General features: G+C 58.0%; 12 protein-coding genes. 6 read left to right on the forward strand and 6 right to left on the reverse strand.

Going from position 1 to position 12,115, the window contains the following annotated elements:
• Positions 1–108: 108 nt before the first annotated feature.
• Positions 109–1,002: a LysR substrate-binding domain-containing protein gene (locus OQ273_RS04960; RefSeq protein WP_267989363.1), complete on the forward strand. Its 894-nt coding sequence runs from the start codon at positions 109–111 to the stop codon at positions 1,000–1,002.
• A gap of 156 nt (positions 1,003–1,158) precedes the next feature.
• Here the strand turns inward: OQ273_RS04960 and OQ273_RS04965 are convergent, their stop codons facing one another.
• The gene (locus OQ273_RS04965) at positions 1,159–2,349 is read right to left on the reverse strand and encodes a hypothetical protein (protein WP_267989364.1); all 1,191 of its coding nucleotides are present in this window, start codon (positions 2,347–2,349) and stop codon (positions 1,159–1,161) included.
• A 225-nt stretch (positions 2,350–2,574) separates the two neighbouring features.
• Here OQ273_RS04965 and parC point away from each other — a divergent pair, with 225 nt between their 5' ends.
• The gene (parC, locus tag OQ273_RS04970) at positions 2,575–4,827 is read left to right on the forward strand and encodes a DNA topoisomerase IV subunit A (RefSeq protein ID WP_267989365.1); all 2,253 of its coding nucleotides are present in this window, start codon (positions 2,575–2,577) and stop codon (positions 4,825–4,827) included.
• Positions 4,828–4,860: 33 nt separating this feature from the next.
• Here the strand turns inward: parC and OQ273_RS04975 are convergent, their stop codons facing one another.
• The 3 genes from OQ273_RS04975 to pcaQ all read right to left on the reverse strand — a co-directional run bounded on the left by OQ273_RS04975 (position 4,861) and on the right by pcaQ (position 7,117).
• On the reverse strand, positions 4,861–5,526 hold the full coding sequence (locus OQ273_RS04975) for a hypothetical protein (protein ID WP_267989366.1): 666 nt from the start codon (positions 5,524–5,526) through the stop codon (positions 4,861–4,863).
• Positions 5,523–6,116: a TetR/AcrR family transcriptional regulator gene (locus tag OQ273_RS04980; protein ID WP_267989367.1), complete on the reverse strand. Its 594-nt coding sequence runs from the start codon at positions 6,114–6,116 to the stop codon at positions 5,523–5,525. Before OQ273_RS04980 ends, OQ273_RS04975 begins: the two co-directional genes overlap by 4 nt.
• Positions 6,117–6,196: 80 nt before the next feature.
• Complete coding sequence (gene pcaQ, locus OQ273_RS04985; RefSeq protein ID WP_267989368.1) at positions 6,197–7,117, reverse strand: pca operon transcription factor PcaQ; 921 nt, start codon at positions 7,115–7,117, stop codon at positions 6,197–6,199.
• Between the two features lie 133 nt (positions 7,118–7,250).
• Here pcaQ and pcaC point away from each other — a divergent pair, with 133 nt between their 5' ends.
• The 4 genes from pcaC (at position 7,251) to pcaF (ending at position 10,331) form a co-directional block, all read left to right on the forward strand.
• Complete coding sequence (gene pcaC, locus OQ273_RS04990; protein ID WP_267989369.1) at positions 7,251–7,670, forward strand: 4-carboxymuconolactone decarboxylase; 420 nt, start codon at positions 7,251–7,253, stop codon at positions 7,668–7,670.
• Entirely contained in the window at positions 7,663–8,403 is a 741-nt protein-coding gene (gene pcaH, locus OQ273_RS04995) for a protocatechuate 3,4-dioxygenase subunit beta (protein ID WP_267989370.1), read from the forward strand. Before pcaC ends, pcaH begins: the two co-directional genes overlap by 8 nt.
• Positions 8,404–9,018: a protocatechuate 3,4-dioxygenase subunit alpha gene (pcaG, locus tag OQ273_RS05000; RefSeq protein ID WP_267989371.1), complete on the forward strand. Its 615-nt coding sequence runs from the start codon at positions 8,404–8,406 to the stop codon at positions 9,016–9,018.
• Between the two features lie 110 nt (positions 9,019–9,128).
• Positions 9,129–10,331 carry a 3-oxoadipyl-CoA thiolase gene (pcaF, locus tag OQ273_RS05005; protein ID WP_267989372.1) on the forward strand — a complete coding sequence of 401 codons (1,203 nt, stop codon included), beginning with the start codon at positions 9,129–9,131 and terminating at the stop codon, positions 10,329–10,331.
• 9 nt (positions 10,332–10,340) lie between these two features.
• Here pcaF and OQ273_RS05010 read toward each other — a convergent pair whose 3' ends face one another.
• Complete coding sequence (locus tag OQ273_RS05010; protein WP_267989373.1) at positions 10,341–11,219, reverse strand: twin-arginine translocation signal domain-containing protein; 879 nt, start codon at positions 11,217–11,219, stop codon at positions 10,341–10,343.
• A gap of 106 nt (positions 11,220–11,325) precedes the next feature.
• Entirely contained in the window at positions 11,326–12,090 is a 765-nt protein-coding gene (cysQ, locus tag OQ273_RS05015) for a 3'(2'),5'-bisphosphate nucleotidase CysQ (RefSeq protein ID WP_267989374.1), read from the reverse strand.
• Positions 12,091–12,115 lie beyond the last annotated feature (25 nt).

Here is a 12,115-nt window from a genome sequence, read left to right on the forward strand (position 1 = left end):
ACCTCCTCCCAAAGGCAGACCGTCTTATTTTCGGGCTTAAGTATTGGTGTGACAAATGATAATGCTTCGTCCTGAGGACAAACAAGAGTTATAGGTAGCTTTGCCATTATGCATCGGATGCCCCCTCTGAACTGGCTCCGAACGTTCGAAGCGTCGGCACGTCATCTCAGCTTCACGCACGCTGCAAAGGAGTTGGGTCTTAGTCAGGTCGCTGTTTCCAAACAGGTTAAACAGCTGGAACTCCACATACGTGAACCGCTGTTCGTTCGCCACGCCCGGAGTCTGGAAATGACAAAGGCGGCAGAGGCCTACCTTCCCAAGGTCCGTGATGCCTTTGAACGATTGTCAGATGGGACTAAAGAGGTCTTCGGTGGACGACGTTCAAAAGTTCTTACCCTTCGGGCCGCAACGGGTTTCTCGGTCAACTGGTTGGTACCGCGGCTACCTGATTTCTACGCACGATATCCAGATATTCCGATACGTATTGTCTCAAGCGTCTGGAATGAGGAAATCGGAAATCCCGATTTTGATCTGGATATTCGATATGGAACCGGAAAGTGGCCAGGCGTGAACACTGATCGTTTGACATGGGACACAATCTCCCCGGTCTGCAGTCCGTTGATTGTTGAGGGCGGTGAGCTCACACATGTTGACGATCTGAAAAACTGCACATTGATTCATGTGTTGGGGTACGAGGAAGGCTGGGCAAAGTGGCTACGAGCCGCGGGGGCGGCAGATGTCGTAGATGCCGGCCGGGGAGTGCAAGTCGACAACTCTCTTGTCGCCTTTGAACTGGCTGCGCGCGGCTGCGGCGTTGCTCTTGCGCGCTCATGTCTGGTGGATCCAATGTTTGAATCCGGCCGTCTTGCCAGACCTTTCGACCTTCAGGTTCCGATCGATGAAGCATTTCATCTGGTGTCCAAGCAAACCGATCAGGAACATGCCGATGGCGCGGTGCTGCGTGCATGGTTGCTCGAGGTGGCTGAACGTGAAAGACAATAATCTGATCATGAGAACAACGCTCATAATCGAGGCATGACGAAGGTCTGCCTTGGGTTTGAGCGCGGTCGTCGGGAGGCGGAACGCCCAAGGCATTCGCCGCCACGGTCGACGGTCTTCACTCCGAAAAAAGCCCGCCGGGTGGCGGGCTTTTTTTTTCTACTGGTTGGCTGTCACCGAGACGTTCAAGACCTGGGGCAGGGTCTGCGGTGCACCCATGGCCGAACCGGCGACCGATGCGAACGGCAGCGGTGCCTCCGGCTGAGCGGTGATTTCAATGCTCTTTGGATCCGACAGGTAGAGGCTGACAGCCTCCGTCACCTGTTTTTGGAATTCTGGGTTCTGCAGCTGTGCCAGCAGCAGCGGCATCATGCCCTGAAGTCCCTGGACCATCTGATCGCGGCTCATGCCCTGACGGCTGGCCACCATGTCGAGAACCTTGTTGGTGAGCGACGCATCGTCAAAGCGGACCGAAAGGCTGTTGAAGGTGAGCTGCTGCATCATCCCCATCATGGCAAGACCCATGGCCTGCTGCGATTTGCCGTCATCGTCCTGCTTTGCCATCTGCTCCTGCATCTGCTGCAGGCCCTTGATGAACTCCAGCGTGTAGCCGGAAATCGAGAACTGCATGTCCAGCCGGCCCACATCGTCAAGGGTGAGGGCATATTCGGTCAGTGCGATCTCGCCCGTTTCCGGAGCCCAGTGTCCGTTCAGCACGACGTCGCCACTGAGGGTTTGGTATCCCATGCCGTTGATGGCTTGCTGAGCCTGCGCGTCCTTGACATCACTCAGGTCGATTTCAAGACCGTCGATACGGGCATCGAAATCCATCCGCGATCCGTCAGAGCTTTTCTTGGTCGTTGTTGTGGAACGCGCCGCCTTGAAGACATCCTGCCCTTCGATGGTCAGTGCAATCGGGCCGGTCGTTGCCGAGTCATACCACATAATGTCGTCTACGGATTCCGCGCCCGGTTCACCCGGGATGCGCAGGTTTTCGACCTTCAAGTCGCTGATTGTCAGCTCGTTATCGTCCTCTGAGAACTTGATCTCGTCATTGGTGAAAGACTCTGCGGTGTATCCGCCGGAGCCGTCTTCCTTGACACCATTGAAGGTGAGGTCTCCGAGATCAAGGCCATCATCTTCGCCCGGCATTTCAATATCGACATCCTTCAGCGTGATGGTGTCGCCATCGGCGCTCACGCCGTCATAGGTGATATTGGCGCCCTGGGACGCATAGGCAGCCGCAAATTTCTTGGCAAAATCGTCGGCATCGAGCGCGAACGACAGGTGAGTTGACGCCAAGAGGGTAAAACCGGCTGCAAGTCCGGTCTTAAGGTATGGGGCGCGCATGCTTTATCCTTCCTGCTTTTGATCTTGAACCGACAGGTCCCTTTGAAGTGGCACTGTCCTACAACGTTGTCGGGGGCACCAATACAGCGAATACTGTATTTTCCTGGATAAAAAACCCCTCGCGACCAATACATGGTTGCCGGAAGGTTATACTTCAACAGTGCGGCGCTTCCATGAAACACACCAAGCCTTGCTGCGAATCAGTGCATCGGTTAAGGGCAGGATATGGGAAAAAGCCTTATTCCACCGGGCGACGGCGAAGACAGATCGGAACCCGTCGACCTGAAAACAGCGCTTGAAGAGCGTTATCTCGCCTATGCGCTTTCGACGATTATGCACCGTGCGCTGCCGGATGTGCGCGACGGGCTAAAGCCGGTGCACCGGCGTATCGTCTACGCCATGAGCGATATGGGCCTCAGGTCCAATGGCGGTTTCAAGAAATCGGCCAAGATCGTCGGTGAGGTGATGGGTAATTTCCACCCGCATGGCGATCAGGCGATCTACGACGCACTTGTGCGCCTGGCGCAGGATTTCGCCGTGCGCTATCCGCTTGTCAACGGACAGGGCAATTTCGGCAATATCGACGGCGATAACGCCGCCGCCATGCGTTACACCGAATCCAAGATGACATCGGTGGCCGAGCTGCTGTTGCGTGGCATTGACGAGGACGCCGTCGATTTCCGCACCACCTATGATGAGGAAAACGAAGAGCCGGTCGTTCTGCCGGGCGCTTTTCCGAACCTTCTTGCCAATGGGGCAACCGGCATTGCCGTCGGCATGGCGACCTCGATCCCGCCGCACAATGCCGCCGAGCTGTGCGATGCAGCCCTGCATCTCATCAAGCATCCCAATGCCCGCATCGAAAAGATGGTGGAACTGGTGCCCGGTCCGGATTTTCCGACCGGCGGCATCATCGTCGAAGACCGCGAGTCAATCCTCGAAGCCTACAAGACCGGACGAGGGGGCTTTCGTGTTCGCGCCCGCTGGGAGAAGGAAGAGACCGGCCGCGGCGGCTATGTCATCGTCGTCACCGAAATCCCCTATCAGGTGCAGAAGTCGCGGATGATCGAAAAGGTCGCGGAGCTGCTTCTGGCCCGCAAACTGCCTTTGCTTGACGATATTCGCGATGAATCGGCCGAAGACATCCGTCTTGTCCTGGTGCCGAAGAACCGCAGCGTCGATCCGACCTTGCTGATGGAATCGTTGTTCAAGCTGACCGATCTGGAATCGCGTGTCTCGCTCAACCTGAATGTTCTGTCGAAGGGCAAGGTGCCGAAGGTGATGTCGCTGCCAGAGGTGCTGCTGGAATGGCTGGAGCACCGCAAGGAAGTGCTGCAGCGGCGCTCGCGCCATCGACTTGCCGCGATCGAGCGGCGGCTTGAGATCCTCGGCGGTTATCTCATTGCCTATCTCAATATTGATGAGGTTATCCGCATCATACGCGAGGAGGACGATCCGAAGGCCGAACTCATGCGCCGCTATGATCTGACCGACCTCCAGGCGGAATCAATCCTCAATATGCGCCTGCGTTCCCTGCGCAAGCTCGAAGAGTTCGAAATCCGTAAGGAGTTTGACGGCCTCACCGCAGAAAAGGCAGATATCGAAGCGTTGCTTGCTTCCGACGAAAAACAGTGGGCAACCGTTGCCTGGGAGATCGGCGAGGTCAAAAAGACCTTCGGCAAGGACACCGAGCTCGGCCGTCGACGCTCCACCTTCGGCGACGCACCGGAGACTGATATCGAGGCGATCCAGCAGGCCATGATCGAGAAGGAACCGGTCACGGTTGTCGTCTCGCAGAAGGGATGGATCCGGGCGATGAAAGGACATTTGTCCGACTATTCGGGCCTGACCTTCAAGGAGGGCGACAAGCTCAAATTCGCTTTCCCCGCCCATACGACCGACAAGATCATCCTGTTTACGACCGGCGGCAAGTTCTACACGCTCGGTTGCGATCGGCTTCCGGGCGGACGCGGTCACGGCGAGCCCGTGCGCATCATGGTCGATATGGACAATGATCAGGACATCGTCGCGGCCTTTGTCCACGACCCCAAGGTGCGCCTGCTTCTGGCGTCCACGGTCGGGAACGGCTTTATCGTGCCGCAGTCCGAGATCACTGCCAATACCCGCAAGGGCAAACAGGTCATGAACGTCAAGCTGCCGGTCGAGGCGACACTGTGCGTGCCGGTCAGCGGCGACTGCGTCGCGGTGATCGGCGAAAACAAGAAACTGCTTGTCTTCCCGCTTTCGCAGTTGCCGGAAATGACCCGTGGCAAGGGCGTGCGCCTGCAGCGTTACAAGGATGGCGGCGTGGCCGATGTGAAGACCTTTGCGATGGAGGAGGGGCTAAGCTGGCAGGATTCAGCCGGCCGCACCCATACGAAGACGCAACAGGAACTTGCCGAGTGGATCGGCGACCGGGCCCAGGCCGGCCGCCTTGCGCCGCGCGGTTTTCCGCGCTCGGGCCGTTTCGGCAACTGACGCGCATCGGACCTCGCCTGCCGCCCGATGTGTTCAAAAGGTCTCTTCGAGAAGGTCGAGGAGAGAGCCGGCCAGACCGGCGGCTGCAACAAGTCCGCCGTGGCAGGGGATGATCATGGTCGGCGGTTCCTTGGCGATTTGTTTTTTTACCCAGTCCTTGTAGAGGGTTTTATCCTTCACTCCGAATTTCGGAAAGGTGCCCAGCATTTTGGGCGTTTGGGCGTGTTGCCCGGCCGGGAGGTGTTCCGCACTGAAGGCATCCGCCACGATCCAGATCATGTGCGGTCCGGAGGCTACGCGGATCCAGACCTCTCCGGTTTTCAGGCCCCGTGGCTCAAGGATTTGAAACCCCGGCAACAGCGCTGCCTCAAGCTTCTCCAGGTTGCAAAATTCAAGTGTAGTCTGTTTCACCAGGCGGGGCGTCGCATCGGGTGAACAGACAAGGCCGGCCTGCGGAAAAAGCCGGTCATATTCTGCGAGGCCCTTGTTGTGGTAGTGGTTTGGCGCCAGCAGGAAAGTTACGTCGCCCAGTTTGCCGAGGTCCGCGGTGCCCGCCTTTTCAATCCCGGCCACCGGACTGTAAAGGCATAGGCTGCCATCTGAAAGACGGATTGCGGTGCATCTGAGTTTTCCGATCTGAGCGGTGAAAATGTGCCCGTCATTACCGACCGGTGTGAATAGTTGGGATTGCGCGCTCATGATGTCCTCATCGATTGCAGATGACCGGTCAGCAGTTTTGCAAGGTTACAGCCGCCCTTATGCGAGGCGAGTGATCTGTTTTTTGCATGTATGCCCATAACAGCCGTGACGAGGCCGCTGGCCATCGTATCGACCTCGGTGGCCTCATCGATCTCGCCCAATACAAGTGCATTGCTCAGCGCCTGCCGGAAATGATCTTCAAGGGTGCCCCAGTAGAATGTGCCGATGTCGTCCAGTCTGGGGCTCTGTACTCGTGCATTTTCAATGCCGGTGTTGACGACCAGACAGCCCCAGGGGCTTGATGTGACGGAATTGTCGGCGACGAGGTTGTTTAAAAACACGATGATTTCGTCAAGGCCGCCGCGCTTCATCGGAGCCATCGCCTCTGATATCGCTGCGTCGCAGTAAAACTTCAGCGCTTCCAGATAAAGGCCTTCCTTGCCGCCGAACTCACTGCGGATCGCAAACTGATTGAGGCCCGTCAGTTCTTCCAGTTCACGCACGCCAAGCGCCTGATAACCGTGCGCCCAGAAGGCTTTACAGGCGCTTTCGACAGCTTTTTGGCGGTCATAGGATTTTGGCCGCGGCATTTGTACTGCTCCGATCGTCTATTTCTATACAGTCGCATAGAAATAGACGATGCGCAAGCGGCGCAAACGAAGGGCATAGTCTAGGCGTTTTCGGCGATGACCCTGCGCAGCACGTCCGCAAAGAGGGCGCAGGCAGAACTCAGTTGTGCGTCGGCGCGGGTGCACAGGCCGATGGACCCGACGGTCGATTCCGTATCGACGGGCAGGGTTGCAAATTCACCGCCGTCGATTTCGGCAGCGACGACGGCGCGGGAGATAATCCAAACGGCCTTGTGATTTTTCACAAAAGTCCGGCCGAAAGAATCCGAAACTGTTTCAATGACTTGAGATGGTTCGGTGATGCCTTGCTCGATAAACAGCCGATCGACGAAAGGCCTGATAATGGATTGCCCGGTGGGAACAAGAACCGGATAGTTGCTGATGGAATCCACCGAAAACCGTTTGCGGTCTGCCAGCGGATGGGACGCATGGACTGCAAGGATCACCTTGTCACGGTAAAGCGGCTCGAAGATGAGGCCGAGCATCATGTCGGGCGCGGGCAGGCGTCCCATGACAAGATCAAGTTCACCGTTGCGTAACTGATCGAGCAGCGCACGATTTTCACCGGTGACGATCTTCAGCCGGTTGCGCATGCCGGCCTCGAGATATCTGGCTACGGCAAGCGGCACGGTTGTGGTTGAGACAGTCGGCAGTGCGCCCAGCCGGATCCTCGGACCGTCCGCAACATCCAGTTCGGCAAGCGCATTGACCCCGTTGCGGGCGGCGGTCAGCGAACTGCCGGCATGGCGGAGAAAAACCTCGCCATATTGCGATATGCGGATGCCGCGGCCTTCGCGCTCGATAAGCGGCCGCCCACAGATGTCTTCCAGCTCTCTTATGGTGCGTGTAACGGCCGGCTGCGTCAGATGCAGGCGCTCGGCCGCGCGGCTGACGCTCTTCTGCCGTGCAACCTCAACAAAGGTTTCAAGATGCCGCAATTTCATCCTGCGCAGTGAATTCATATCGGTTTTGCTATCCAAATGGCGTTTAAATTCATTATTCATCCCCGAAGAAATATGCAAACATCAAAGTCTGAGGCGCGTGACACGGCCTTGCCGCTGAGACGCGCCTTTCCAAGTATTTGTGGAGTGGTTCATGGGTGGAGACGATACGCCGTCCGAGCGTTATGTGTCCGGTATGCGGACACGCCGGAATGTGCTTGGAGATGCGCATGTGGATCGCGCGGAGGCGCGCAAGTCAGAGTTTGATGCTCCGTTCCAGGAGCTGATTGTTGAAGCGGCCTGGGGGCATGTGTGGTCGCGTCCGCAATGGACGCCGCGCGAGCGGTCGATCGTGACAATTGCTCTGATGGCCGCTCTTGGCCACGATGAAGAACTTGCCATGCATATACGGGCGTGTCGCAACACCGGCGCGTCCGATGCCGATATTCGCGAGGCGCTGCTTCATGTTGCGATCTACGCCGGTGTGCCGGCAGCAAATCATGCCATAGCAATTGCAAAAAAAGTGCTCGGCGAGATGCAGGAGCCGAGTGCTGCGGAGGACAACAATGGATAATGGAACACCGGAAACCGGGGCCTTTTTCGAGCGCGATCGCGCCTGGCATCCGAAGGCCTTTACACCGGATTACAAGAGCAGTGTTGTGCGCTCGCCTCGAAGGGCGCTTCTATCCCTGGAAAACAGTCCCGGCGAGATAACCGGCCCGGTGTTCGGGCACGACATGCTCAACGAAAATGATGCCGATCTCATTCACAATTTTGCCCGCCCCGGCGAAAGCGCCCTTGGAGAGCGGATCATCGTGCATGGTCGGGTTCTTGACGAACGGGGCAGGGGTGTGTCCGGTGCCTTGCTTGAGTTCTGGCAGGCAAATGCCGGCGGGCGCTACCGCCACAAGAAAGACGAATACATGGCGCCTCTCGACCCCAATTTCGGCGGGTGCGGCCGCACCATTACCGATGAGAACGGAAACTACGCACTGCGTACGATCAGGCCGGGGCCCTATCCCTGGCCGAACGGGATCAATGATTGGCGGCCGGCTCATATCCACTTTTCGATTTTCGGGCACGGATTTGCACAGCGCCTGATCACCCAGATGTATTTTGAAGGCGATCCGCTGATCCCGCTTTGCCCGATCGTACAGACCATCAATGACGAGGCGGCGGTCAAACAGCTTGTCGCGCTGTTCGATAAGGCACATGCCACTCCGTTTGACTCACTTGCATACAAATTTGACATTGTGTTGCGCGGCCGGCGTTCCACCCTGTTTGAAAACCGGATGGAGGGAAATTAAATGGCCCAGTCACTCGACCGTCTGAAGGAAAGCCCGTCACAGACCGCAGGGCCTTATGTCCATATCGGTTGCGCGCCGAATTTTATCGGCATTGAAGGGGTTTTCGACCATGATCTCGGGGTCAGCATGGTCAATGACGACACCCAAGGTGAACGTATCTCGATCAGTGGCCAGATCTTCGATGGCACCGGTACAGTGCTTAAGGATGCGCTTCTGGAAATCTGGCAGGCCGACAGCAACGGGCTTTTCAACAGTCCCGGCGAAACGCGAGGGGCGGCCGATCCGAATTTCACCGGCTGGGGACGGCAACCGACCGATATCGACAGTGGACTCTATCGCTTCGATACCGTCAAACCCGGACGTGTGCCGTTGCAGGACGGACGGCTTCAGGCACCCCATGTCAATCTCTGGATTGTCGCGCGTGGCATCAATCTTGGTCTGAATACACGTGTCTATTTCTCCGACGAGGAAGCGGCGAATGCCGAAGACCCGGTTTTGGCGCGGATTGAACACCGGGTTCGTGTCCCGACGCTGATTGCGTCGCGTGAGAGCGATAATTATCGGTTCGATATTCATCTTCAGGGTGATAAGGAAACAGTCTTCTTCGATATCTGATGCCGATGCGGTGATCGGATGAAACCTGCCTTTGAGGATGCTGTTCAGAGATCAGCGAATGGCGCTGAGGCGGGCGGCAGACCTGCAAAGAAAAGACGAAAGGCCATGTCATGAATGATGCGTTTATCTGCGACTATATCCGGACCCCGATCGGGCGTTTCGGCGGAAGCCTGTCTTCGGTGCGGGCGGACGATCTTGGCGCAGTTCCGCTCAAGGCATTGGCCGAACGCAATCCCGGTCTCGATCTCGAGGCGATTGACGATCTCATATACGGATGCGCCAACCAGGCCGGTGAGGACAACCGCAATGTCGCACGCATGAGCGCTCTTCTGGCCGGTTATCCTGTTGACGTGCCGGCGGGAACGGTCAATCGGCTTTGCGGATCCGGGATGGATGCGACAATTGCCGCCGCGCGGGCCATCAAATGTGGAGAAGCAGACCTTGTCGTCGCCGGCGGGGTCGAGTCGATGTCGCGTGCACCGTTTGTGATGCCCAAGGCCGACGCGGCATTTTCACGGCGCGCTGAAATCTACGATACGACGATTGGCTGGCGGTTCGTCAATCCCGTCCTCAAGGCGCAGTACGGCGTGGAGTCGATGCCTGAAACGGGGGAAAACGTCGCTGAGGATTTTGGCGTCTCGCGGGAAGATCAGGATGCATTCGCCCTGCGTTCCCAGCAAAAAGCGTCTGCCGCACAGGCGAATGGCAGGTTGTCAAAGGAGATTACCGCGGTCGCGATCCCGCAGCGCAAGGGCGAACCGATCATCGTGGAGCGTGACGAGCATCCGCGTGAGACCTCGATCGAGAAACTTGCGGCATTGCGCGCGCCCTTCCGGGAGGGCGGCACGGTGACCGCCGGGAATGCATCCGGTGTCAATGACGGGGCCGCTGCGCTGATCGTTGCCTCGCAAGCCGCGGTCGACCGGTTCGGGCTGACGCCGATTGCACGTATTCTGGGAGGAGCGACCGCCGGTGTCGAGCCGCGCATCATGGGCATCGGGCCGGCGCCGGCGACAAAGAAGCTTGCGGCCGGCCTTGATATGTCAGTCAGCGATTTTGATGTCGTCGAACTGAACGAGGCCTTTGCGAGCCAGGGCATTGCGGTTCTGCGCCAACTTGGAATTGCCGAGGATGCCGAATTTGTCAATCCGAATGGCGGGGCGATCGCGCTTGGTCATCCGCTTGGCATGTCAGGCGCGCGTATCACTGGAACCGCTGCTCTTGAACTTCACGAACGTGGCGGACGTTATGCGCTGGCAACCATGTGTATCGGCGTGGGGCAGGGCATTGCCATTGCGCTGGAGCGCGTCTGACAACCAAGATCAGGTCTTGGAAAAAATGTCCCTGCCGGGCGGTGGCGTCCGGCCAAGGGTTTTGCGGTCGACCTGCTCGAAAAGCAGCAGCAATCGGTCCTGCCAGGACACAATCTCTCCGGAACGGGCAAAGCCAAGGCGCTCCGTGCCGAAGGCGAATGCAAGATCTTCGTTTTCGTCTATGACGACTTCGCCGATCTCGAGCCACCCGGGTTTTGGCGGATATGACGCCATGGTCTCGACCGGGCCTGCGCCGATCCAGCAGTAAAGCCCGATTGTTGCAAAGGGCCTGGCGTTGTCGTTGCCCGGAAACCGGAAGAAACCCGATCCGTCGCCGGCATTGAGGGCTGTATTGCGATCGCGAATATGGACCTGCGCTGATGAATCAAGGCCGTATTCGGCCAGAACGGGATTGAGCGGAGCAATTTGCTCGGTGGAAACGAAGGCCAGGTGCCGAGAATCCAGCCCGCTGGCTTTTACCAGAAATTCAAGCGCCTCCGCGAGTGAGGCGGCCGGATCCATGCCGGGCTTTTTCATGCAGCAAAACATGTGAAAAAGCGGCAGAACCGTGCGGTCATGTTTTCTCTCTATGTCCTCAATGCGGGCACAGGGCTGTATTGCTAGGGTGCCGGGCTGGTCAAGCACGCCTGTTTCGTCGTAGCGAAGCCCGCCATTAAACGCCTGTTCCTCTGCGACAACGGGTTTGCCGAACACCAGGCGAAAGCTCCGGCTCTCGTAAAAATCGATCAAGGCTTCGTGGAGCAGATGCGTTCCCAAATCGAGTGACGCGCCATCCTTGCGGGCATCGGCTGACGCCGTCCGGGGCAGCATAAGCGCGGCCGCCGTTGCGGCGCCGGCCTTGAGCACATTACGTCTATTGTGCTGCATGCACGTGCTTCCTTTCAATGCTGCAACATCGCCACCCGCCGAACCTTATAGGCGACAGCGGACCTACAAGGCCAGCCTGACGGCTGAGATGGCTGGAATGATTGCTTCAGCCTGCGCCGCTTGCGGCAATAAACGGACCATTGCGGAAATCCGGTTTGCCATAGGTAAAGGGCTTGTTGTCGGGCGTGGTGACATGCCCCCCCGCCGCCCTCAGAACAGCATGACCGGCTGCGGTGTCCCATTCCATCGTCGTGCCGAAACGCGGATAGATATCGGCTTCGCCACAGGCAAGCAGACAGAACTTCAAAGATGAACCGATCGAGATTGTGTCGCTGATGTCATTTTCGGCGAGCCAGCGTTCCGTTGCGTCATCGCGATGCGAGCAGCTTGCAACGGCCACCGGCCCTTCCGCAGGGGGGCTGCGAACGGCAATGCTGCGCCTTTTTCCCTTGCAGGTCTCTGTAGCGCCGCTGCCGACCGTCCCTGCAAAGAGCCGGTCGAGGGCAGGGGCGTAGACGACGCCGAGCACCGGCTGGCCGTGCTCAATCAGGGCGATATTGACGGTGAACGCGCCCGCCTCGTCGTTTTTCAGGAATTCCTTGGTGCCGTCGAGCGGATCGACCAGGAAGAAGCGCTGCGGGGCCTGAAGTTCATGGCTGCGCTCGTTCTCCTCGGAAATGACGGCAATATGCGATGCCTGTTTTGCCAGTGCTGCGAGGATGATCGCTTCGGCTGCGTTGTCAGCTGCCGTTACCGGGGAGCCGTCGGTTTTCAGTTTGACCCGCGGACAGGCGCCGTAGAAATCCATGATGGCTGCGCCGGCCGACCGGGCCACGGCTTCAAGCTCATCTGTGAGCACCTGATGGTTCATGCGATTTATCCCGCCGGGAACCCGA

It is taken from the genome of Hoeflea prorocentri (genome assembly GCF_027944115.1).
GTDB lineage: Bacteria > Pseudomonadota > Alphaproteobacteria > Rhizobiales > Rhizobiaceae > Hoeflea_A > Hoeflea_A prorocentri.

Coding starts and splice junctions, on each gene's coding strand:
- cysQ (WP_267989374.1), bottom strand. CDS start 12,090: ATGAACCATCAGGTGCTCACAGATGAGCTTGAAGCCGTGGCCCGGTCG.
- pcaF (WP_267989372.1), top strand. CDS start 9,129: ATGAATGATGCGTTTATCTGCGACTATATCCGGACCCCGATCGGGCGT.
- pcaG (WP_267989371.1), top strand. CDS start 8,404: ATGGCCCAGTCACTCGACCGTCTGAAGGAAAGCCCGTCACAGACCGCA.
- pcaC (WP_267989369.1), top strand. CDS start 7,251: ATGGGTGGAGACGATACGCCGTCCGAGCGTTATGTGTCCGGTATGCGG.
- OQ273_RS04965 (WP_267989364.1), bottom strand. CDS start 2,349: ATGCGCGCCCCATACCTTAAGACCGGACTTGCAGCCGGTTTTACCCTC.
- OQ273_RS04960 (WP_267989363.1), top strand. CDS start 109: ATGCATCGGATGCCCCCTCTGAACTGGCTCCGAACGTTCGAAGCGTCG.
- OQ273_RS04975 (WP_267989366.1), bottom strand. CDS start 5,526: ATGAGCGCGCAATCCCAACTATTCACACCGGTCGGTAATGACGGGCAC.
- pcaQ (WP_267989368.1), bottom strand. CDS start 7,117: ATGAATTCACTGCGCAGGATGAAATTGCGGCATCTTGAAACCTTTGTT.
- pcaH (WP_267989370.1), top strand. CDS start 7,663: ATGGATAATGGAACACCGGAAACCGGGGCCTTTTTCGAGCGCGATCGC.
- OQ273_RS04980 (WP_267989367.1), bottom strand. CDS start 6,116: ATGCCGCGGCCAAAATCCTATGACCGCCAAAAAGCTGTCGAAAGCGCC.
- OQ273_RS05010 (WP_267989373.1), bottom strand. CDS start 11,219: ATGCAGCACAATAGACGTAATGTGCTCAAGGCCGGCGCCGCAACGGCG.
- parC (WP_267989365.1), top strand. CDS start 2,575: ATGGGAAAAAGCCTTATTCCACCGGGCGACGGCGAAGACAGATCGGAA.